Source organism: Paenibacillus sp. FSL P4-0176, from assembly GCF_037975265.1.
GTDB classification, from domain to species: domain Bacteria; phylum Bacillota; class Bacilli; order Paenibacillales; family Paenibacillaceae; genus Paenibacillus; species Paenibacillus amylolyticus.
Genome location: NZ_CP150242.1, coordinates 5,306,302 through 5,329,713, shown reverse-complemented (window position 1 = coordinate 5,329,713; position 23,412 = coordinate 5,306,302). Strand labels below are relative to the sequence as shown.

The window sequence follows — 23,412 nt, the reverse complement described above, 5'->3', positions numbered from 1 at the left end:
TAAACTCCATGCTCCAAATCTCCTTCCAGGCTTATATCCATATTCATGAAAGCATCTGAACTGCACATCTGGCATGATACTCCGCGAGCCCCCTAGCGAATTGCTGATCGGGGAATTGTCTATGAAGCAGTTTCAATCCTCCTGATATCAAGGACAAGTGATGGCAAAATCGATAAAATGTCATCCGCTCTTGGTCGAGATCGTTATTTTTTACGTAATGATAAAAGTCTCCAAATCGAAACTCCAGAAAGCTATGCTCATGTTCGAGATCGAAGAATCCTGCGCCCTCAATATCAATAAGGCATGGTTGCATAGCATGATCTATCCATATATGATCCGGACCTAACTCTCCATGAATGAAACTATAGAGATCCCTAGGTTGAATTGCTGCTTCCAATTCGCAAAGTTTCTCAAGCAACCTTTCTTCATTTTTCCTTATATCTGTCATGTGTTTGGATGCATAGGATAAGGCTGTTTCGGCATCTAACCGCTGAACTTGGTAGCAAGGCCCAGCCTTTTTGCTGTTATCGTTGGCGTTTCCATAAACGTTTCTTTGGATTCCGTGCATATTAGACAACATATCCCTGATCCGTTGAAACAACTCATCCCGATCTTTGTGATTTTTATGCTGGAAATACGCTTCGGCTTTCTGTCCATCCACATACTCAACAAGAGCAAAATCATAAGAGTGCCGGTCTCTATCGTTATTTAGATCATACAAGATTGGTGTTCGAATTCCATGTTGAGTGAGAAAGCGAGTATTCAAAGAGAAAAGTTCGCTGCCATAGGAACTGTGGAAAGTGGGTTCATTCAAGATCTCTTCCTGAAAATAGTTGCTGGAAATATCCCAAACGTACAGCATACAAGTGAAACCATTCGTGCAGTCAATTTTGTAAATGACTTTTTGTGCGCCTCCATGTATTCTTGCGCTCTGCGTTATGAGGTAACTGGCACCAAATACATGTTGCACATAATCCTGTAATTCTTCACGAGTAAGATGGTTGTTGGACATCATCGACTTAAGCTCCGTTTCAACTGTATTTTGCCGGCCAGCAACCTAAATATATAGAATATTTTCCCAAAAATATAGACTGTTTCTTTTCGATCTGTTAAAGTGTTGATTAAGGTCTGTATATACATATGTATATTAAAGAAAGGGGTCGGGTACTCACGTTAGTGGGTGATCCGGCCCCTATTTTGCATGCAAGTTGACTCTCTATTGACTAATATATGACCAATGATTTTAAGGAGCTGGGAAGCCATCTTACATTTCAATGAACATCTTTTATTATGGAACAAGGCATCTATTAAAATAATGGATATTCGCCATATAACTATGCAAAGGAAGGAGGGACTTCATTCCTATCGATTCCCTGTGAGCTGTTTCTTATACACGGTGTGTGGCAATGCTGTTATACGGTTGGATGGAAAAGATCATCAGGTCTCACGATTCCATGTTTTGCATGGTGGGAAGGGCTGTTGCCTGAACATTTTGCCTGTTGAAGAGTTCCTTGAATATTATATGATTTATTACAAAGCCATCATTCCGCTACCTGAGCGTCAGGATATTTTGGCTTTGATGGAGCACCGTAATCCCTTCAAGCTTCAATACGGCTTTGCACCTGATCAGCCTGTTTCCTTGTTAAGCAAAGTACAATACATGATGACAGCTTGGGAAGAGCAAGAGGCACTGGAACAGTTCCATGTAAAGTCATTATTTTATCAATTTGTATACGAGTTGTTATGGCAGATCCACAATGGGCGCGTGCCAACAATAAAGCCAGACCTGGTTGCACAAATGAAATATTATATGCAGGAACATTACGCTGAACCCATCACAATGGACTTGTTAGCAGAGCTTATGGATAGCAGTTCACGTCACTTATCAAGGCTATTCAAACGCCAGACTGGTTATAGTCCGATTGATTTTGTCATTCAAATCCGGATGAACAAAGCGAAGGAACTGCTGCTTGCTACAGATGCTACTTTACAGGAAATTGCCAAGGCTGTTGGTTATCCTGATGGTTATTATCTTGCTAAAATATTTAAGAAATATATGGGGATTGCACCTATTCGTTATCGAAAGCAGCATGAAAGTCCTAATGTACCATCGACTGTGGCACGATTAGGCATTGTACAGGATCTAACTTCCTTATATATTGATAATGATTATCATAATCACCATATATTTGAGGAGGAATTATTGATGTACAGAAGTAGAAAGACACCCTTAGCTATCACATTATTACTTTGTTTAACCCTATTGCTTAGTGCTTGTTCAACTGGTGGGGCAGGAAGTCCTGCAGCCAATGAAGGTTCTCAGAAGCCAACGAATCAGGTATCGGCCAACAACGCTAACAATACAGATACACAATCTCAAATGAAGACCGTAACCACCATAAAAGGTGATATTGAAGTACCGGTTAATCCACAACGAGTGGTTGTCCTGTATCTAATGGGTGATTTGCTTGCTTTAGGCGTAAATCCTGTGGGGATTTCTTCTATAGAAGAAGGAGCGGCTTTTGCGAGCGAACTGGAAGGTGCCACTTCATTAGGAGCATTTAAGCCGGACCCGGAAGCAGTAACTGCGCTTAATCCCGATCTCATTATTGTTACCAATGAAGAAATATATGAAGGACTTAAAATGATTGCCCCTACAGTATATATTCCTTATGACCTGCCAGTAGAAGAACGTATGAATTTGCTTGGAGAAATTCTGGGTAAAGAGGGACAAGCTCAGGAAATGTTAGATAACCTTCACAAAAAGGTTGAGCAAAGCAAGGAAAAACTTAAACAAGCAGGTATCTTGGATAAAACCGTCACAATTATGGAAAGTAACAAAGGTTCCATGGCTGTAATGACAGGCTTGGGTTATGGCCGGGGGTCGCAGATTATTTATCAGTATTTAGGGATGAAAGCACCTGAAGTCTTGCAACGTGAAATTGAAAATGCAAGAAACGATGCAACAAGCAAGGACGTTTCTTATGAAGTATTACCTGAATATGTGGGTGATTATATATTCCGTTCTTCCTTTGAAGGAATGGTTGATCTGTCAGACAATTCAATTTGGAATAACATCCCCGCAGTCAAAGAAGGACGTCTGATTGATATGAGCTTTGGTTTATTTTTCTACAATGATATTTATTCGTTAGACAAACAGCTTGATTTTATTGTGGATAACTTGCTTAAAACCGCGGAGTAATTGGAGGGGCCGCTTAACCTGTATAATTGATTGAAAGGCACTTTATTTGGAAAGGAGACATCATTCTTTTGAACTATTATTTTCTGGAATCTCAATATCCACGTAGAGGGTTTATTAGTGGCGGAACAACCTTCACTCCCCAATTGGATATGAATTATTTGGCGATAGAGAATCCGTTGCCCGAGGGGACAACAGCAGAGGTTGAGCTACTCCCTACGGTGCGCAACCTGAACGTAGATTATTTTGAGACGATCACAGGAACGAGACATGTATCAGATCGTTTTAAAACGCTGTTGGAGGAAACGAAAACAAACACACAGTTTATTCCGACAACGGTGTGTTACCACGACGGTCGTGCGGTTGAAAAAACCTATTGGACTACACATCAGCTTGATCGTTTGGATGTTTTTGATTATGAACGTTCGGAATATGGGCGCAAAGCGGTCATTGCTGCATCTGTACAACAACCTCCACGTAAGATCGTCAAAGTTGTATCTCGAATCTGCCTTCATGAAGAGCGAATTGGCAAGCATGAATTTTTTATGCTGGATTATATAAATATCTTCAAACCCATTGTTTCAAAAGATTTTTACGAAGTATGCCGAAAACATAGGCTGAATCTGAACGTTACAGAGGTCGGAGATGTAAGCACCTAAAATGTATGGATATAATGAAAGCACAAAGAAGCCCACGCAAAACGTGGGCTCTTTAGTCTTTATTTTTCCCTGGTAGCCACCGGACTTTCTTGTGTATTTTGCTAGGCGCGGGTCAGCTGGCTTAGCTCCCTGATCTATGCATCAAGTTTTCCTTTAACGTATAATCCAATTGATATAGTCTTGTATCATTTCTTTGCTTCGTGTTCTATTTATCTTATCCGGCTCTAGATACAAATTGAGAGCCATCCCATTCATAAAGGCATACAGTTTTTCTTGTTCCTTCTCTTCATCGGTTGTACGCAGAAGACCTTCATTTTTCAAGTACATGATGCAGTTCTTGATTGCGTTTTGCAGGTCCTCATAATTGGCGTCGAACCCTTTTTGCGTTTTTCCATAGCTTACAAATGCAAACCAAACCTCCATTTCCAATAATGTTTGTTCATCCGTCGGGACTAGTTCGAGCAAGTATTCAACAATTCTTTCTTGAGGCGCCAGTTCTCTTGCATTCAGATTTTTTATTCGAGTAAGTACCTTTTCCTTAACTAACTCAATTGCAAACGCTAATAGACTCTCTTGTTTTGAAAAGTAATGTCTTAAAGCGCCTTGTGATAATCCGGCCTCCTTCGCAATCGTTCTTGACGTTGCATGATGAATGCCTTTCTCACTAATGATTTTCCAAGTAGCTTCAGCGATAATATTCTTCATCTTCTCATGGTCCACGATTTTTGGCATACACACAGAATATCATATTATTTAACTCAACTGAAATAAATAGACGATGAAGAAGGGATGTGCTAGAATTTATTTAACTCAACTGAATTAAAAAAAGAATGGGGCAAACGCAACATGCCACTCAAAGGAGTGCAATTGGAATGAATCAGCAATTCAAAGTAATGCTTCCAGCATGGGGAAAGGCAATCGGCTTATTATGTATGATCATTATATTTGCTGCTGTATTGTGGTTAGTGTGGACCGGAAATTTGAATATAAGGTACACGGCTGATCATGAGGAAGTGATTCCAATATGGCATAGTATGTTACCGGCATTTCTTGGTATTTTTCTAATCCATATGATTCCTTATCAAAGTCATGATTCCTCAATTTTCCAACAAGTGGAGAAACAGCACTTGGTCGTTCAATCGATTGTATTATTGCTGTCAGGCGTTTTATTTACGGTTTCTCTGATAACGATAGACCAGCAAGGATTACATTTCCAGCTATATTATTTGGCGTTCAAGTTAACGACATTAATGTTCACTCCGTTGATTTTATTTCTGATTTATCGCAAAATGGCTGGCGGGCATCAAGACATTATCTCGGTAAAACCTCGCACTCGCAGACACGTCATCGTACCACTAATCGTTATTTTGGTCTGGGGTTATCTAAAGTTCTATTCTCCAATTGCACAACCAGAAGGAGAAATCGTAGTAACCGATATGACAGAATTACTTCTCTTGGTGTTGATTGGTTTTATGATCAATAGCGTATTGGAGGAAGTTTTTTATCGGGTATGGCTGCAAACCCGATTGGAGACGTTGCTTGGAAGATGGCCCGCCATACTACTAGTTTCAATACTATGGTCCATTTGGCATGTCGCCATTCAAGGAAATGGTCATTGGGATATTGATGTGGCAACAGTAATTGCAAATCATGGGGTTACAGGTCTGTTTCTTGGTTATTTATGGGCCCGCTATCGTAAAATATGGGTGATTATCTTGATTCATGGACTCATGAATGCTTCTCCTCATTTTCTTTTGCAGATCCTGTTTCATTGAGCGGGAAAAGATCTTGTTGGATCAGTCTTCGCGTCCAACGATACCTCTATCTCTCCCGTATTCTAGGGTGACGCTCAGGCACTGAAAATACACCGCCCCAGGCATCAGCCTGCATGGCGGTGTATTTGTTTTTGAGATCCTGCAGACTTGTGATCCGTACCTACTCTTCCCCGATAGCCACCGGATTCTCCTCATAACTAATCCAGTAACTCCAGCTTCCGGAATACAACTTCACATTTGAGTATCCCGCTTTTTCCAGTGCAATCACGTGCAGACAGGTGATTAAGCCTGAACCGGAGTGCAGAGTATTCCTGCGGCGGGTTCAGAAACATGAAATACATACATAGTTTTCCTGTAACTTAATTTCGTTTGTTCAAATCTCTGAAGATGGATCCTTAAGTTTGCTAGAAGTATTTTAGTTTTACATATCTTTCATATGACAAGTATGTTGACGTATTATTTGTGTTTATAAGTTTATTCTTGATATTTATCTCTATTGTGTCATGTTTATTGACAAAAAAAGATATTGTTGTAAATGTATTTATATGTTAGTGTTTATTTATGTTAGAAAATATTACATATTACAGAGGGGGAGCATAATGTTTATTAACCGAACGATTAGGAAATTTGGAGTTTCAGTAGGGATTATAGGTATGTTTACATTTGCTCTACCTTCAGTGGGTTTTAGTATGCCGCTGCAACCAACAACCATCGATAAGGTAGAAGGTGATTATTATGTAACGTCTGCGATTGAGAACATTCGCTGGGGATCACTGCCTAATCGAGACAGCTCTCCGATTTTTACTGTACCATCAGGAAGTGCTGTAACATTTGATACGGTATCGCATGAGGGACTGATAGAGGATCAAGGGAGAAATCCAGTGGAGTACTTCGGCAAATTCGGTATCTCACCCGATGGAGTATTGGATGATGCGAAGGTGATTGCGGCTTCTGAGATTAAGCATGATTATGTAAAAGACGGACCTCATATTATCACTGGGCCAGTAGCGGTTGAGGGAGCAGAGCCAGGAGATGTTCTTAAAGTAGAAGTTCTTTCGTTGCAGACTCGAGTTCCGTATGGTGTCATTTCTAACCGCCATGGTAAAGGTGCCCTTCCTAACGAATTTCCAGAAAATACAGGCCCACAAGAGGGAGCTAGCGCAACAAAACCGGAATTATATAATAATGTATCTATATTTACGCCTATTGAAGAAATCAACGGCAATTGGTATGGAGTATTACCAACAAAAGCTGGCAAAAATGTACGTTTTCCAATTAACCCGTTTCTAGGTGTTATGGGGGTTGCACCAAATACCAGTGAAGTTGTGAGTTCTATCCCACCTATTGAAACAGGAGGGAATATGGATATTAACGAGTTGGGTGTTGGTGCAACTATTTATTATCCGATTCAAGTTAAAGGCGGGCTATTCTATACTGGAGATCCACACTTTGCTCAAGGAGATGGAGAAGTAGCGTTAACTGCATTGGAAGCTTCCTTAAGGGGGACAGTTCGGTTAACGGTGTTAAAGAAAGGTGATCCATCACTACCACATAGTGGAGAATTCACGCAACCCTTTGCTGAAACAGAGGATTATTGGATTCCAATTGGACTGGACCCTGATTTGGATGAAGCAATGAAAGAATCAGTACGTGAATCGATTCAATTCTTATCTGATAAGCTTGATATGGATAGAAGTGTAGCTTATGCGTACCTATCGGCCGCAACGGATTATGAAGTATCTCAGGTCGTAGACCGAACTAAAGGGGTTCATGGACTCATTCGAAAAACCGATTTCCTTGAACATGTTGACGTTGCAATGAACGTAGGTGGTACGGTAATCAAACCGGTTGTTCATAACAATGAGTTCTACGTACCGATTCGAACAATTTCCGAGCTATTGGGCGGTACAGTAGTGTGGGATAATAAGACGCGTACAACGCAAATCAAATTAGGTACGAAAAATATAAGTGCGCAAATTGGTTCAGATGTGTATTCAATTAACGATAAACTAGTGTTCAATAGTAACGTACCTAAGCTTTTAAATAGCGAAACCGTAGTTCCGGTTTCTGTTATTAATGAAATACTAGGTGCTTATGTCAACTGGACGACGATCGATAAGACGTTAACAGCAAATGTATCGTTAAGTAAAAAGTAATAATAGATTTCATTATTTAACCGTGGTGGACAGATGTCCATCACGGTTTTTTCCGTTATCATGAATCAAAAAAAGCTGCCACTTGATGTCTACTTCTGTGTGCTTTTAAATACTTACTGGTTTGTGTTGTTGAATTGATGTTGACTCCGAACATAGAAAAATACATCGCCGGGGCAGATAAGCCACCTAGCGATGTATTCTTTTTTAGATAATGTGCACCCTCGCTACATTCTTAATTTTCCCCGGTAGCCACCGGATTCTCATCATAACTGATCCAGTCGCTCCAACTTCCAGAATACAACTTCACATTTGTATATCCCGCTTCTTCCAGTGCAATCACGTTAGGGCAGGCCGAGACGCCAGAACCGCAATACACGATAATTGCACCATCCTTGTCCAGCTTACTGAAACGCTCTTCTAACACCCCAGTATCTGTCCAACGTCCATCCCAATCCAACACATCTTTCCAAAAATAATTCACCGCACCCGGAATATGTCCGGCCTTGGCATCAATCGGTTCCTCCAGACCCGCATAACGGCGAGCATCACGGGAGTCAATTAGCACGACACTGCCACTTGCCGAAGCCTGCTGAACATCTTCAACACTTGCCAGCATGGCTGGCTGCACATTCACCTCAAAGGAAGATGGGATCTGAACCGGTACATCCGTAGTCACCGGGAATTTGGCGTTTTTCCAAGCGGAGAAACCTTCGTCCATGATATACACTTGTTCATGACCGATATAGCGAAGCAGCCACCATAGCCGAGATGCATTCATCCCGCCTTGATCGTCATAAGCAACAATACGACTATTGGAGCCGATGCCAGCTTTGGAGAGACGACTTGCGAGCACAGCCGGATCAGGAAGCGGGTGACGTCCTCCGTGCGCAGACACAGGAGAAGACAGATCTTTTTCCAAATCGAGATAGACAGCTCCTGGAATATGTCCAGCTTCATAGGCTTGTCTTCCAGCCTCCGGCTGACCGAGCAAGAATCGGCAATCTGCAATAACTACATCCGGTTCATACATTCTGGCGAGCAGCCAGCGCATGGATACAATATTTTTCATCAAAATACACCGCCTTATGAGAGTGGTAGAGTCGTTTATAACGATGCTTTACGAATGAATACGTTATACCGTGGTAGGTTCAACAGGCCCTTTGCCAGCGATAGGAGCATCAGCAGGAATGGGTTGAGGTTTGGTTTTGCCATATCGAATGAAGATCCATACCCCGAATATGATGACCACCCCGGCAGACATCTGTAATGCACTGAGGGATTCGCCGAGCAGCATCCAGGCCAGTAATGAAGAGAATACGGGTTCCCCAAGTACGCCCATGGATACCGTCGTGGCATTCATATATTGAAGCAGCCAGTTGAAGAGATAATGTCCAAAGATCGTTGGCACAATGGCGAGCAGCAGGAAGATTCCCCACTCTGACGCAGCGTAACCTCCGAACGGATGGCCCATGATCAGATTATATACCGCCAGCGTGCAAGCAGCTACGAAGAAAACCCAGAAGTTATACGAAAATGCACTAAGTCCCGCTCGCAAAAATTGACCCAGCAGCATATGAACGGCGACTGCGATTGTGCCAAGTAAAGACAGGACATCACCTTGCAGGGCAGTACCTGCCAACTGGAAATCTCCTGCGCCAATGACGATTGATCCAAGCAGGGCGATGCCCATGCCGATGATCATCATGCGGTTAATTTTGGCTTTGAACAGCCATACCGAACCGGCAAGAATCAGTATTGGCTCCAGCGCGAGAATAACTGTGGAACTGGCAACACTGGTGAGCCGTAGCGAACCCATCCAGAGCAGGAAATGAAGGGCCAGCATCACACCGGATGCAAGCAGCAAGCCCCACTGCCGTAAGCTTAGACGCATCATCTCATGTCTGTATTTCCAGACAAACGGCAGCATTAGCAGGTTGGTGAGAAAAAGACGGTACATGGCAATGACCGCAACATCTGCGGTAGACCAGCGTACAAAGATCGAAGAAAAAGAAATGGCGATAATGCCGACAAAGAATAACAGATAGATGGATCTGCCGGCACGGTTCAAGCTTGTCATGGGTGTAGCTCCTTCTTGAAGTCTGATAGCGTAAATCACTTCATTATACAGGAGAAGACAACCGCAGGAAAGATAAAGAGAATGAAGAGATAAGTAGATTGTAACCGGGCTTGTAACTATTCTGTCATTCTCCCGATCCATTTTTCTATTAATCTTCTATATAGAGACATGAAACGAGATAATATACCAATAATCGGGAAAAATGAAAGTAAGGAAGTGGCATGACAGTGAGAGTTCAACAAGAGAGAGCGGGAGAGCGTGGCAGTATTCCGCCTAGCACAAGTCGCACGAAAACACATAAACGAAGAAAAATCCGGTATGGAAGGGTAATCATAGCTCTAATGCTCTTGGTACTGTTCGTTACCGGTATTACATATGTATTCTTTGGCATGACGCATTGGATCAAAAGCGTTGTGGCGCCGCCTCCGATTACTGTAATCGAACAGCCGGCCAAGCTCGGCATGATACAAGTTACTCCGGATGCGAAGGAGGAGCCGGCACGGTTCCAGGGCCAGGTTCGCAAATTGGCATACATAACGTTTGATGATGGGCCAACTGAATATACGGAACAACTGCTGGATATATTGAAGCAGCATGAGGCGAAGGCTACCTTTTTCATGATCGGACGTCAGTTGAATCAGCATCCAGAAGCAGTGAAACGACTGTTGAAAGAAGGCAGTTATCCTGGACTTCACAGCATGACGCATAACTATAAAAAGCTGTATAAGAGCGGCAACTCGGCAAACTTTGTGAAAGAGTTCAAGAAAGAGCAGAAGATGGTGCAGGACCTGATTGGTTTTACACCTCATCTGATTCGTGCACCTTATGGCAGCAGTCCACAGATCGGTGAAAAGTTCAGAGGTGACATTGCGGCGGCTGGATTCAAAATGTGGGACTGGACGACAGATTCACTCGATTGGAATCTTCCCGGTCAGCCGGACAAGATTGTGGCCCGGGTGAGCAAAAGTGTACATCGGGATAAGGAAGTGATTCTGATGCATGAGCGGGAGCAGACGGTGCAGGCTTTACCACGCATTCTGAAGTTACTCGAAGATCGGGGTTACGAGTTCGAAGTATACGATCCGGATGCACACTGGGTAGCCAATTTTAGCGGAGATACCCGCTTGTAATATAACAACAAGATGATGCAAGAGAGGAAGGACTTGGGTGCTAACGAGTAAAAAAGTGGCGCTTGCGGCAGTTAGTGTATTGCTAATTCTGCTGGTGAGTGGTTGTGGAGATCCGCAGGAGCCTGCGGCAAATCAGATAAACCAATTGGTGCTCAGCGGTCAGGAGATCGATCAGAGTTTGAAGACGCTGACCAGTCATGAGCAGGAAGATATGAAGTTATACAAGTCTATTTTAGACAAAGGCAAGAACAAAAACAGTGATCTCGAAGCACTGCTGGATCAGGCAGCAGATCATATTCATGAACGAAGAACGTTGTTGAAACAGGCGGAAGAGGCCATGAAACAGACCAACGAGAAGACGGTGGCCCTGCGCGGTTCATTGAAAGAACTATCATTTGAAAAAGAAGAAACGTTGGCACAGGCTGAAAAGGTGCTGGATCAATATGAAGCAAGAGCACGTGCATTGGAAAATTTTGTTGCTTCGTATCAGTTGAGTCTGAGTGCCGATGAGCAGTTGTATGATCTGATGAGAGAAAGTGCAGAACCTAATCTGGTTAAGATTAAGCGAGCTATTCGGGTACGGAATAGCGAATATGCGAAGCTTGCTGAATTCCGAAAGCAATTTAACCTCCAGACCAAAGCGTTTAACGGAGCCAATGCCAAACTGGTACAGATGGATCAGGCCAGCTGAGCAGAGGATCTGAGCAACCATTCAGACATTTTGCATGATTGAGCTGCCTGTCTCCCGTGTAAGTACTAGTATACAGCCAAGCCAATGGATGAGAAGCAACATGGACAAGCATCATTGCGTATAAGCTAACGGAGGTGTTCATATGCGAAAAGGAAATACAATGAAAGTCAGTGCATCACTCCTGGTTTTACTTATGGGATTCTCGCTTGTGGCCTGTGGGAACAGTAATCCTGCTGCACAGCCACCAGTGAATAATACGGAAGAACAGTCACCAGCACCGGAGCAACAACCAAATGAAAGTGCTGCAATAGAAGCAGAAGGTATCCTGACTGGATGGGCTGATCCGCATACCGTTGAGATTCGAGTGAATGAGAAGCCGATGTCATTCCAGGTGAGCGAAGATCTGCAGAAGTCTCTGGATGATATCGATGACGAAGATTCCGTTCGTTTCAAATATGTAGAGAAAACGATTGATGCAACAACGAAACAGTTGGTACTTACAGAGATTGCAAAGATTGAATCGAGTGATGACAATAACGATTCCAATGCAGGTGGTACAGTAACGTCCGATCGTCCGAAGACATCAGAGCTGGAAGTGACGGTAGAAGGAATGACCGAGAAACGTCCAGTGACATTGGCACAAGCGAAAGGTTATTCACTTTATGTGTTTGAACCGATGACTTTTGACGCCGAAGACCATGAATTAACAATGAAGATTGATCCGGATTATGAGGTAGAGATTGAGAAGCTGCCGGCGAATTACAATCTGGATGCGCTGAAGATGGATGCCAAGGAAGAGTTGTCCGAGACCGGAGAAGTGAAGCAGTTAACGGCTGAACAACTCAGCAACGGCCCGATGAAGGATGCAAGATTATACATGATGTCCCAGAATGATAAGAAAACAGAGTACTTTATTGTCAAAGAACTGGACGGCAATGGTTTCATTTTCCACATCCAAGCACCTATTGGTGAACCTTCGGAAGGTTTCCTGCCCATGGCATATGCATCCCTCAATTCCATTATGAATGAGTAGAAAAGGGATGAGCTACAAGGCTGAGCCAAACGATGTATTAAATTAAAAAGATTCCCCAAACAGCGTGTTTCCTTGAGAGAGGAGATACGCTGTTTTATTAACGTTACTACAATATAGATAGAATGTACCGTGCCGTGCCACGCCACGCCGTGCATAGACAAATAGCCGGAAGGAGCGATGCTGCTGCATAGGTTCCTCCCGGCTTCTTGGCCGTGGTTCTATTCAGTTTGCAGGATCGAACCCATGCCCTGATCCGTTACTCAGGTTAGTATGGTCGATTCCTTGCGTCCTCTGAGTTCCTGATAACGGGCGATTACATTCTGATGAACGGGATGTTCGTCGGGAATTCCCATGCGTTCACGGATGAAGGCGGAGACGCCATCTTCGCGAATCATGTGTTGTAGCTTCATGGCTTCCTCGTCGCGTTTGTCATTGAACAGCATTGCGGCCGCCATAGCAGAAGTTAAATGAGGAATTTCAATTCCGAATTCACTGGCCTGCATCGCTGGGCGAACAAGCCGATCATGAGGTGAAAGCTTGCGAAGGGGGGAACGCCCAACCCGGGTGACCTGATCCGTCAGATTGGGATTGGCGAAGCGTTCCAGTATGGTATCGATATATTTGTTATGCTTCTGAGCGTTGAATCCGTGCTTCTGGATGAGCATCTGACCGGTCTCTTCCATAACATGGCGCACTTTGACCCGCAGGGTGGAATTACTCATCACCTGGCGGATCGTCTTGAATCCTTCGAGATAGCCGAAGTATGCGGCGACACAATGGCCTGTATTGACCGTAAACATTTTACGCTCGATATAAGGTTCAAGCGAATCCACATAGTGGACGCCGTCTATTTTCTTAAATCCATCCAGAAGTGCTGGACGATGAACGACCCATTCGTAAAAAGGTTCAACAGTGACCTGCAGCGGGTCTTTGTGGTTTTGAGCCGGAACAATCCGGTCCACAGCTGCATTGGGGAAAGAAACATAACGTTCGGCTTTTTTGCGAGTTTGTTCATCCAGAAATGGATAGATGCGTTTCTTCAACCTGGTGCTACCACCGATGGCATTTTCGCAAGCGATAATATGCAGTGGAGCCTGATTATTGTTTTTCATGCGAAGTTGAATGCCTTTGGCGATCGGTTCGGCGATATCTCCGAGTGCAGATACACCCACCGCGGTTGTGATCACATCGGCTGAAGCGATCTCTTCAGCAACGAGATTCTGCTCATTCACATTGATAGCCGTCACGTTGTTGACAATCGTAGTGTCCTGATCTCTATTGGCAAGTGTAATCGGATATTCCTGTCTCTCTTGAAGCATGGAGATTTTCTTCGGGTTACGTGCGACAAAGCAGACTTCGTAGTCGGAAGCGGACAACATATGACCGATAAAACCGCGGCCTATATTGCCCGCACCAAAATGTACAGCTTTCATGTGTGAACTCCCCCTTTAAGGATTAAATCGCGAAATTCGTGCAGACCTTAGACGGTAGTGACGAGTGGCTTCGAAATCAAATCGTTAAATGTAAGGTCAGTCAAGCAAGACAGCCGTTGGTGAGGCATATCGAATTCCAGTGTTCCTGTGATGGTATTCGATATGACTACGCAGTGCATACCAGCCGCAGCAGCTGCACGCGCGCCGTTAGGTGAATCCTCAATCGCTACGGCTTCGTCTGCAGTTACTCCAAGGGCTTCAAGTGCTTGAGTATAGAGTTCCGGGTCAGGCTTCACATTTGCAACATCATCTGCCGTACGAATGACTTCAAAATAATCTTTCAGTTTCAGTTGTTCCAGATGTTGTTCAACCCACTCCCGTTTGGAGCTGGATGCTACAGCGAGTTTCAGTCCGGCTTCACGTGCTTGTTCAAGATATTCCTGAATACCAGGACGCACCTTTTCTTTGTTCATCAATGCAGCGTGCTGCAACTGAACGGATTCCCTGAACTCTTCCCGATCGATCGGAAGATTCAAATCTGTGATGAGGTACTCATATGGATTAAATGTTTTCAGACTGGTACCGATGCATTGTGAATACATCTCCAGGGTTAAATCTACGCCGTGTTCCTTGTAAGCATCACGAAAAGCAATATACCATGCTGTCTCTGTATCAATAATCGTTCCGTCGAAATCAAACACCAGTGCCTTAATCATAAATTTGTTCCTCCTGTTTCAGAATTAGTTTGGGGATAAAAAGTGAAAATTTTCTGCAAATTCATTCCCTGTATTCATTAACCTGCGGGATATTAGTTGACGCAATACACCGAAAACGAATATTAATTTGGGAAAAAATATGCGTTTGAAGCTAATAAAACCGTAACATAGGACAAACCAAAGGGTCAAGCGCGTCATGATTGTTTACATTGAAAATTTTCACATGTATGATTTGTTTTCAGAAAATGATGAACGTTGCAAACCGTTAATCCTTTTGCATGTAAGCGGTGTACTGAATAAACTGTTTTTACAGCTCAAAAAAATAAAACTTTTTTTATGAAAATTGGATAGTCTGGCCGTTCAACAACTTTCGACACTTTTATAATAGAAGAAATGGAGCTGAATTTATTGGATTTTATTAGCTTTACGCCAGATCAGGCCCTGTGGGAGAATGGAAGAAAGATTCTGAAAGTATATGGAGTAAGGGAGGAAGACAAGCATGTTGCAAAAGGACCGTTTCAATGGCTGCTTCATCGGGCTTGCAGCGGGTGATGCGTTGGGAACTACCGTGGAATTCAGCAGCCCGGGCACGTTTGAACCCGTAACGGATATCGTGGGTGGAGGTGTATTTGGGCTGGAGGCAGGGCAGTGGACAGATGATACATCCATGGCTCTGTGTCTGGCAGAAAGTTTGGTACGCAAGGCAGACTTTGATCCTGCGGATCAGATGCGCAGATACACCAATTGGTACAAGGTCGGGTATATGAGCAGCACAGGCGATTGCTTCGATATCGGCGGGGCCACACGAAGTGCCTTGGAGAGGTTTGAGATAACTGGAGAAGCCTACAGCGGATCAACTGACCCGATGACGGCGGGCAATGGCTCTATCATGAGGCTTACACCTGTCGCGATGGCTTATGCTAATCAACCAAACGAGGCGGTTCGTTATGCCGGGCTGAGCTCCCGGACAACACATGCTGCAACGGAAAGCGTGGAAGCATGTGAAGTGCTGGCCGCCATAATTGTTGCCGGTCTGCGCGGAGCGGACAAGAGCGTCATGCTGATGCCGGAGACATGCAGACAGTGGAGGGAAGAACCTACTTTTTCGCCTGCTATTGAAGAGGTTGTTATGGGTTCCTATCAGAGCAAAGAACCGCCGGAAATTAAGGGCAGTGGTTATGTGGTTCGTTCACTTGAGGCAGCACTATGGGCGTTCTATAAGTCCTCAAGTTTTGAGGAAGGCGCGTTGTTAGCTGTTAATCTGGGTGATGATGCGGATACCACGGGTGCGGTGTACGGACAAATCGCAGGTGCTTATTATGGACTGAGTGGTATTCCGGCACACTGGCGGGACAAGCTGGCCATGCGTGGAACGTTCGAACAACTAACAGATGCCTTGTGGTTGAAGGCGATAGAAAATCGTTGATAAAGAGACAGACAGGAGAAGAGAACATCTATGAGCACGACTGGACACACAGTACAACCACAGGTTTCACCGTCAGGTAAACGAGGGGCGTTTCCATTATCCCTGTTATGTCTGACGATAGGGGCTTTTGCGATTGGTATGACTGAATTTATTATTATGGGCCTGCTGCCCAATGTGGCAACAGACCTGAATGTAAGCATTCCGCAGGCTGGGCAACTCATTACGGGATATGCGCTTGGTGTAGCGGTAGGTGCGCCGATATTGACCGTATTTACACACAAGATTCCGCAGAAAAAACTGCTGGTGCTGCTGATGTGCATTTTCATTATCGGTAACGCATTGTCTGTCATTGCTCCTACTTACGGGTTGCTAATCTCAGCACGGATCTTAACGGCATTTGCTCATGGTACGTTCCTTGGTGTAGGTTCAATCATGGCGACGCGGCTTGTTGCGCCCGAGAGAAGGGCAGGAGCGGTATCGGTTGTTCTCGCAGGGCTAACGATTGCCAACATTATTGGCGTTCCGTTTGGTACGTTTATCGGGCAACAGCTTGGATGGCGGTCATCTTTCGGGGCGATTACGATCTTGGGCATCATTTCGTTGATTGGTATCATTCGTTTCATTCCCGTCCTCCCGCAAGGAGCACCAGCGAACCTCGGACAGCAATTTCGGAATCTGGTTCGTCCACAAGTGTTGCTGGTTCTGCTTATTGGGGCGTTGGGGTGCGGAAGTTTGTTTACAGTCTTCACCTATATTACGCCGATGCTTGTGGATATTAGCGGCTTTGCGGAGCAAAGTGTGACCTGGATTCTGGTGTTGTTTGGCTTCGGTGTAACCTTGGGAAATTTGGTTGGCGGCCGTCTGGCAGACTGGAAGCTGATGCCTTCGTTAATCGTCAACTTTGGTATCCTTGCTGTTCTTCTGGCAGTGCTCACGCTGACACTGGAGAATCCGTATCTGGCAGTGCTCACGATATTCTTCTGGGGGGTTGCCGCTTTTGGTATTATGCCAGGATTGCAGATTCGAATCATGAATATGACTCGTGAAGCACCGCTGCTTGCGACAACCTCAAGTCATTCGGCATTTAACCTGGGAAATGCCGCTGGTGCCTATATGGGTGGGTATGCAATTACGCATACGGGACTTATCTCAGTGCCTTTGTATGCCGCAGTAATTGCTGCACTGGGTTTGCTGGGTTTGTTCATCAGTCTGTTGATGAAAGACAGACAGACTTCACCCGAGGGTGCTGAGGTAGTTAATCCAGTATCCGTACACTAAACAGATGTCAAGAAAGCCTCAGCCATCCTGTGTAACCAGGGGCTGAGGCTTTTTGGGCATGTTGTTTTAATAGATTTCAAGCTCATTGATTCGCACATAGGTTGGCTGATGCGAAGGACCTTTACTCGCTACGACACGGATCTTGGAGGTACTGACTGCTGAAAATGTGTGTGAACGCGTTAACTCTTGATTGCCTGTAATCTGTACAAGATTCACCCAATTTGAGCCATTCCAGTATTGCAGATCATAATTGGCAAGCGGGTATCCCTGGGTGGTATACAGATCAATTCGCTGGATTGAACTCGATGCCGGCAAATCAATGACGACATATTGGGGAAGTGAGGAATTACGGTTATTGGCCCAGCTATAATTTTCCCCCAAGGCCGTGTTACGATCCCCGTCATTGATTCGGGCTGCTGAATACCCGGGATAGGTGGAAGTTACCGTTATGGCAGCATTTCGTGCCAGGTTCTGTCCGGTTCCCGGATTGGTAGGGGTTTTCACCAGATTCACCAAATTCCAGCGCAGCTCGAAGAGTTTGAAGGACTTATTAAATACAGCTCCTTCTCCTTTGACGAGAGCATCAATCTTTAGAGACATGGTACTGGGTACATTATTGCTGCTTGTCCATTTCCCTGTGCCTTCAATGCCGGCAAAAACACTTACCTCAAGTATTTTTTTGCCGGCAATTTTCAGACCGACTTCCGCTTTGGCTCCTGCCCAAGCAGTGATCTGTCCTTCAATTTTATGGGTTACCGTAAGATATCTGTTCACACTGCTGTAAGGCTGGATCTTCACGGGAATAAAGACACGTGTTTTCCCTTTGACTCCCGCGGTAACCGTGTATCCCTGATCGACCTGAAATTCAAAGGTGACGTTGCCGTCAATACCGATGACCAGAAAAACGCCGACAGATACGGCTCCGAGATTGCCAGCACCAATGTTGAAGCCCATGATTGGAACTTTGACTTCTTTTTTGAACTTGGCATCACCTTTGATATAGATGTTGGCTTTCTCACCAGCAGTAAATTTCAGATCATATTTCCCCCAAAATCCGTATTTCCCCGTAACTTTGGGTGCAATCAAGGTGAGCTTGCCACCTGCTTCAACGAACACTTTGTTACCGTTTGCATTTTGTTGATTTACAAGTACCTTCTTGAAATCACAGACAAACTCATTGCCGGATTTTTTGCAATTGGCAAAATCACCTGCTCCAGCAGCACGAATCACATCATTCAGATCCGTTGAATTAATATCAGTTAATTCCGTGGAGTTTATTTCATTCAGATCCATATCATTTGTATCATTCATGTCCATGGAATTCACATCATTCGGATCCATGGGTGCGATATCCGTGGAAGCGATATCCATTGTTTCTGCATCCGCAACCCTGTCCATATTTGCATCTAAATCATTTTGAATCGTGTTGTCGATGTTGAACTGTCGCATTTCAGCATCGTCAGTTATATCGGTCTCTAACAAGGAAGGGGTTTCCTGAACAAGCCATTCCTTGCTATCCAATACCATCTCAGGATCGGGCATGACGATATTGCGCTCTTCGAACGAGACCTCCTGCTCGGGAATATCATAGTAATCGAACAATTCCTCCACACCCGGAGTGGTGTAATCTACCCGCATACCACCAGAGCTTCTATTGACGCTTGTAACTTTGATAGCCCGGGCAGAGGACTGATCGAGAAAAATCTGACCAGGAGCTAGGTTATTACCGATTTGGGCAGCCTCTTGGGTGCTAAGTTCTATTGAACCTTTCTCTTCCACCGTTTCAAAGACGGCATTTACCACGGGAAGTCTCTTCACCATGGAAGCAGGCATGGGTTGGGTCGGTTTTAACTGATAATCGACTTGCTCGAATTGACCTGAAGAAGAAATGGGATTGCTAATAGCCAGTCCATCTTCGGAGACGTTAAATGAGATTCGAAAATATGCTTCTGAAACTGGAGCATTCACATTGGTCTTGCCTGCCCAGATCCAGCGTGCACTGGTCTCCTCAGGCATGCCACTAATCTGTTTCCAAGGATCACTGCCATACCGTCCGAAGTCAGTAGCACGTGACCATGACGAATCATCGAATTTGGGTTGCTCCCAACCTTCGATATATCGTTCAGATACTTTCCAGTTGAAATCCGTAACCAGATTCTCATCTCCGTAGCTAAGGTCTGCCAGCAGTCCTGCGTAGAGGCCTATATCCTTCGCTTGAACTGCAATCACATTGATGCCAGATTGAATCGGCACAGGGAACGTATAGGCTTTGGCCCACTCGGTGCCTTTTCCCGTCTGTCTGCCGTTTATAAAAAGTGTGAACTCATCATCTGCGGTTATGGATATTTTTCCTTCATTGTTAGATGCAGCATAGACATTGGATGGCCATAACCCCACAAGTAAAGGCAGCAATAATGTAATAACCAGGAATGAAGCCCATGCTTTTTTGATCGACAAGCGTACATTGAACATCATCATTTTCCTCCCAGAAAATAAAGTAGTTGCAAAAGATATTGGCGGCCGAAACGTTGAAACTTTTGCGTAAGCATATCTCAGAAGAAAAATATTATGAATCTATTGAAATTGTTCATAGACACCCCCCTATGGAAGCTATAATAAGGTAAAATATTCAATTTAACAACAGTATTTTACAATTTTTAATTATGATTCGAGAATAAAGAAGAAAGAAGAAAAACTCTGATGCTATAAGATCATTGAATTGAATCGCTAGAAATGAAAATATTGTTGCAAAAAATGGATAAATAAGTTTAAATATACTATATAAGTAATTCTATGTCGGGAAAACAGAGTGAAATCTACATGTTTCAGTGTTTTCTGAAGGGAAGGGAGGTGATCTAACCTGTTTATTGTAAGGGCTTTCAATTTTGGGTTGAGAGGAAGCTTACTTCACCGCGTTAGAAAAAGTTGAACTTCAGCATCAAGCGTAATCCAGTGAAACTTCGAGAAACGCATACTTAAGTTTGACAAAATTGAGAGGAGAAATTGAGATGAAAAAACGTATTACAATCCTTTTAAGTCTTTCGATGATCGTTGCCATGATTGCCCCAACAATGGCTTTTGCTACGGATTCCAGCGAGGTTGGTGCTCAGAACACAGCGTATGAATCTATGAATGTATCCGGCAATGACGCAAACAATGCGCTTGCTAATACTCCGGTGGTGCCGGCACCACCGGGTTTTGATGGCTATCGAAACAATATTCCGCACGGAAATACCAATCTGATATCCTATTACTCCACAACGGTGGGCAATACACGGAAAGCGACCGTGTATACACCGCCAGGATATTCTCCGAATAAAAAGTATAACGTCTTGTATCTCCTGCACGGCATCGGCGGGGATGAGCATGAGTGGGTCAATGCAATGAAACCCAAGAACATTTTGGACAACCTGTATTCGGAAGGCAAGCTGTCCCAGATGATCGTTGTCATGCCGAATGGCCGTGCCATGAAGGACGACCGTCCAGTCGGTGACATTTTTGCTCCGGACAAAGTGGCTGCGTTTGAACGGTTTGAGCAAGACCTGCTCAAGGATCTGATTCCTCATATCGAGGCCAATTATCCGGTATACAAAGACAAGAATAGCCGTGCGTTGGCCGGTCTGTCCATGGGTGGTGGGCAATCGCTTAACTTCGGATTGAAAAATCTGAATACCTTCGCTTGGGTAGGGGCCTTCTCGGCTGCACCGAATACGCAATCTGTATCACAGCTGGTTTCCAACCCGGGACAAGTAGCCAGCCAACTCAAATTGTTGTGGATCTCCTGTGGATCAAGTGACGGTCTGTTATGGGTCAGCCAGAACTTCAAAAACGGCTTGAGCAGCATGAATATTCCGCATACCTTTTATCTGGATGTAGGTGGACACGAACCATCTGTCTGGAACAGCGGCCTGTATCAGTTCTCACAAAGAATCTTCAAATAATTTAATTTGAATTAGCTTCTTGAAGCAATCGACAGGAGAAACAGGAATTCATATCGATATGTAGCCTCAGTTCTGTTCTGCACAGGGCTGGGGCTTTATGTTGGTTAGTGTGCGAATATGACATGATGAATGAGAGCGAATATGTTAGCATGAAGGAAGCAGATCCACATGGAGCGGGTAGTTAATTACATAGGTAGATACATGAAGGAGAGAAATAGGATGTTCTATTACAAAGGTGCATTCCGGGAAACGGACAATGTGATCTATTTTAAAAGCGATGTTTCATTAGCCCAGAATGATGTTGTCCTATTTGGTGAAAAGAAGTATTTTATCGAAAGTGTGGAAAAAGAATTTCTCCTGCTTCAGCGGGTGGGCTCCATTGTTTCTGTGAGTCTGTGAAATCTTCGCAAGATCATCCCCTTTTTCAAGTGTACGTGCACTTCTGGGCCTCTGCCTACATACAATAGATCGACCCTGTTCCCACATGTGCTCAGGCCAGATCGTTGTAAAACTGCAGGAGGTGTCATCTGTGCCCGGATTGTTTACCGCAATTGCTCTATTCATTAAAGAGTTAACGTTACTCGTCTCGTATGTCAAAAATAATGCGTTCCCCCAGCCACTGGCTGAGGGTGATGAAGCCAAACATTTGCGCCTTATGGCTGAAGGCAATGCTCACTCTCGCAATCTGCTCATTGAACACAATCTGCGCCTCGTCGCGCATATCGTCAAGAAGTTCGACAATACGGGTGAAGATCAGGAAGACCTGATTTCCATCGGAACCATTGGTTTGATCAAAGCCATCGAAAGTTTTCAACAAGGCAAAGGCACGAAGCTTGCCACATTTGCGGCGAGATGTATTGAAAACGAGATACTTATGCATCTGCGTTCCCTGAAGAAAACACGCAAAGACGTATCCCTGCACGACCCTATCGGTACGGACAAAGAAGGCAATGAAATTACATTAATCGACATCCTTGGCACAGAAGCTGATGATGTTGTAGATCGGGTACAGCTCAAGATTGAAAAAAGCAAAATTTATCGCAATCTAGATATCCTGGATGACCGGGAGAAGGAAGTTGTAATCGGTCGATTTGGCCTGGAAGCAGGCGGGGAGGAACGAACTCAACGCGAAATTGCGAAGGAACTGGGCATCTCACGTTCTTATGTATCACGGATTGAGAAGCGAGCGTTAATGAAGCTGTATCATGAGTTTTATAAGCAAAAGTAGTTGTTGGATAGATAGCGCTTTTCGTTAAAAAGATGGTGCTTTCTGAACCTTCCGCATTTGTAGGGAGATGCATTAAGATCGAAAATTTGATACACCGCGCTCTCTGAAAATGGCACGGACAAAGAGGGCAATGAAATTACACTAATTGATATCCTCAGAACAGATTGGAAAAGAAAAAGGAATAGATTAACACACCAGAGGGCGCCTTTATCGGGAGCCCTTTTTACTGTGAAAATACTTAGAATGGGGTCTGAATAGTATTAAGAATTTGGGTTTATAACCTAAATAAAGGGATTTTCATCCCTGTTGAAGAATATCTAATACAAAGACCAATTTAATATATAAGGAGTAAATCATAATGAAGCAGCTTTTTCGGAAAACTCCACTGTGGTTTTTGTTAATCTGGATCGTAGGATTTATAATGATCGTTTTCAACTCGTTTCAATCGTATTCAAGTGTTCTTAATTATATTGCGCTATTGATGATTAGTGTTGCAAATGCTATTCGAATTTGGAAAAACGAACGTTCATTAGCGATTACCTTTTTAGTTGTTGCCGCTCTATGCTTGGCTTTTATTTTAAAATACTTCTATAGATATGTATAATCAGCATAACGTGGCATGAGAATAACAAAGGAATGTACATAGGCTGATGATAGTTTGGATCGGATG

General features: G+C 44.0%; 19 protein-coding genes and 1 pseudogene. 12 read left to right on the top strand and 8 right to left on the bottom strand.

Annotation, left to right across the window (positions count from 1 at the left end; all coding sequences use genetic code 11):
* Positions 1 to 43 precede the first annotated feature (43 nt).
* The gene (locus tag MKY95_RS24760; protein ID WP_339194861.1) at positions 44 to 1,015 is read right to left on the bottom strand and encodes a phosphotransferase; all 972 of its coding nucleotides are present in this window, start codon (positions 1,013 to 1,015) and stop codon (positions 44 to 46) included.
* Positions 1,016 to 1,315: 300 nt separating this feature from the next.
* Here MKY95_RS24760 and MKY95_RS24755 point away from each other — a divergent pair, with 300 nt between their 5' ends.
* Positions 1,316 to 3,202, top strand: coding sequence for an AraC family transcriptional regulator (locus MKY95_RS24755; protein WP_339194858.1), 1,887 nt, complete (start codon positions 1,316 to 1,318; stop codon positions 3,200 to 3,202).
* 68 nt (positions 3,203 to 3,270) lie between these two features.
* Positions 3,271 to 3,858: a DUF1629 domain-containing protein gene (locus MKY95_RS24750; RefSeq protein ID WP_339194855.1), complete on the top strand. Its 588-nt coding sequence runs from the start codon at positions 3,271 to 3,273 to the stop codon at positions 3,856 to 3,858.
* Positions 3,859 to 4,011: 153 nt separating this feature from the next.
* Here the strand turns inward: MKY95_RS24750 and MKY95_RS24745 are convergent, their stop codons facing one another.
* On the bottom strand, positions 4,012 to 4,590 hold the full coding sequence (locus MKY95_RS24745; protein ID WP_036615266.1) for a TetR/AcrR family transcriptional regulator: 579 nt from the start codon (positions 4,588 to 4,590) through the stop codon (positions 4,012 to 4,014).
* 140 nt (positions 4,591 to 4,730) lie between these two features.
* On the opposite strand from MKY95_RS24745, the gene MKY95_RS24740 reads away from it, so the two are divergent.
* Positions 4,731 to 5,633 (top strand): type II CAAX endopeptidase family protein, encoded by a 903-nt coding sequence (locus MKY95_RS24740; protein WP_339194852.1) that lies wholly within the window; start codon positions 4,731 to 4,733, stop codon positions 5,631 to 5,633.
* A 160-nt stretch (positions 5,634 to 5,793) separates the two neighbouring features.
* Here the strand turns inward: MKY95_RS24740 and MKY95_RS24735 are convergent.
* Positions 5,794 to 5,937, bottom strand: a pseudogene (locus MKY95_RS24735) (sulfurtransferase); the annotation flags it as partial.
* A 295-nt stretch (positions 5,938 to 6,232) separates the two neighbouring features.
* Between MKY95_RS24735 and MKY95_RS24730 the strand changes: the two are divergent.
* Positions 6,233 to 7,789, top strand: coding sequence for an acetamidase/formamidase family protein (locus MKY95_RS24730; protein WP_339194849.1), 1,557 nt, complete (start codon positions 6,233 to 6,235; stop codon positions 7,787 to 7,789).
* 232 nt (positions 7,790 to 8,021) lie between these two features.
* On the opposite strand, the gene MKY95_RS24725 is transcribed toward MKY95_RS24730, so the two are convergent.
* Both MKY95_RS24725 and MKY95_RS24720 read right to left on the bottom strand, forming a co-directional pair.
* Entirely contained in the window at positions 8,022 to 8,858 is an 837-nt protein-coding gene (locus MKY95_RS24725) for a sulfurtransferase (RefSeq protein WP_076328159.1), read from the bottom strand.
* 63 nt (positions 8,859 to 8,921) lie between these two features.
* Positions 8,922 to 9,866 (bottom strand): DMT family transporter, encoded by a 945-nt coding sequence (locus MKY95_RS24720; protein WP_076318813.1) that lies wholly within the window; start codon positions 9,864 to 9,866, stop codon positions 8,922 to 8,924.
* Positions 9,867 to 10,093: 227 nt separating this feature from the next.
* Here MKY95_RS24720 and MKY95_RS24715 point away from each other — a divergent pair, with 227 nt between their 5' ends.
* The 3 genes from MKY95_RS24715 to MKY95_RS24705 all read left to right on the top strand — a co-directional run bounded on the left by MKY95_RS24715 (position 10,094) and on the right by MKY95_RS24705 (position 12,720).
* On the top strand, positions 10,094 to 10,996 hold the full coding sequence (locus tag MKY95_RS24715) for a polysaccharide deacetylase family protein (protein ID WP_235431597.1): 903 nt from the start codon (positions 10,094 to 10,096) through the stop codon (positions 10,994 to 10,996).
* A gap of 37 nt (positions 10,997 to 11,033) precedes the next feature.
* Complete coding sequence (locus tag MKY95_RS24710) at positions 11,034 to 11,687, top strand: YkyA family protein (protein ID WP_076328158.1); 654 nt, start codon at positions 11,034 to 11,036, stop codon at positions 11,685 to 11,687.
* A 142-nt stretch (positions 11,688 to 11,829) separates the two neighbouring features.
* Entirely contained in the window at positions 11,830 to 12,720 is an 891-nt protein-coding gene (locus tag MKY95_RS24705; protein WP_076328157.1) for a hypothetical protein, read from the top strand.
* A gap of 260 nt (positions 12,721 to 12,980) precedes the next feature.
* Here the strand turns inward: MKY95_RS24705 and MKY95_RS24700 are convergent, their stop codons facing one another.
* Positions 12,981 to 14,153 (bottom strand): mannitol-1-phosphate 5-dehydrogenase, encoded by a 1,173-nt coding sequence (locus tag MKY95_RS24700; protein ID WP_339194846.1) that lies wholly within the window; start codon positions 14,151 to 14,153, stop codon positions 12,981 to 12,983.
* Between the two features lie 47 nt (positions 14,154 to 14,200).
* Positions 14,201 to 14,869 (bottom strand): HAD family hydrolase, encoded by a 669-nt coding sequence (locus MKY95_RS24695; protein ID WP_036615249.1) that lies wholly within the window; start codon positions 14,867 to 14,869, stop codon positions 14,201 to 14,203.
* 499 nt (positions 14,870 to 15,368) lie between these two features.
* Here MKY95_RS24695 and MKY95_RS24690 point away from each other — a divergent pair, with 499 nt between their 5' ends.
* Positions 15,369 to 16,295 carry an ADP-ribosylglycohydrolase family protein gene (locus MKY95_RS24690; RefSeq protein WP_076328154.1) on the top strand — a complete coding sequence of 309 codons (927 nt, stop codon included), beginning with the start codon at positions 15,369 to 15,371 and terminating at the stop codon, positions 16,293 to 16,295.
* A gap of 30 nt (positions 16,296 to 16,325) precedes the next feature.
* Entirely contained in the window at positions 16,326 to 17,573 is a 1,248-nt protein-coding gene (locus MKY95_RS24685; RefSeq protein ID WP_339194843.1) for an MFS transporter, read from the top strand.
* A 66-nt stretch (positions 17,574 to 17,639) separates the two neighbouring features.
* Here MKY95_RS24685 and MKY95_RS24680 read toward each other — a convergent pair whose 3' ends face one another.
* Entirely contained in the window at positions 17,640 to 20,051 is a 2,412-nt protein-coding gene (locus MKY95_RS24680) for a hypothetical protein (RefSeq protein WP_339194840.1), read from the bottom strand.
* Between the two features lie 530 nt (positions 20,052 to 20,581).
* Between MKY95_RS24680 and MKY95_RS24675 the strand changes: the two genes are divergently transcribed.
* From MKY95_RS24675 to sigK, 3 genes are all read left to right on the top strand, one after another.
* Entirely contained in the window at positions 20,582 to 21,514 is a 933-nt protein-coding gene (locus tag MKY95_RS24675) for an alpha/beta hydrolase-fold protein (RefSeq protein ID WP_036615244.1), read from the top strand.
* Positions 21,515 to 21,733: 219 nt separating this feature from the next.
* A complete protein-coding gene (locus MKY95_RS24670) occupies positions 21,734 to 21,913 on the top strand; it encodes a hypothetical protein (RefSeq protein ID WP_036615241.1) in 180 nt (59 codons plus the stop codon).
* Positions 21,914 to 22,043: 130 nt separating this feature from the next.
* Positions 22,044 to 22,742, top strand: coding sequence for an RNA polymerase sporulation sigma factor SigK (gene sigK / locus MKY95_RS24665; RefSeq protein ID WP_017687130.1), 699 nt, complete (start codon positions 22,044 to 22,046; stop codon positions 22,740 to 22,742).
* Positions 22,743 to 23,412: the final 670 nt, after the last annotated feature.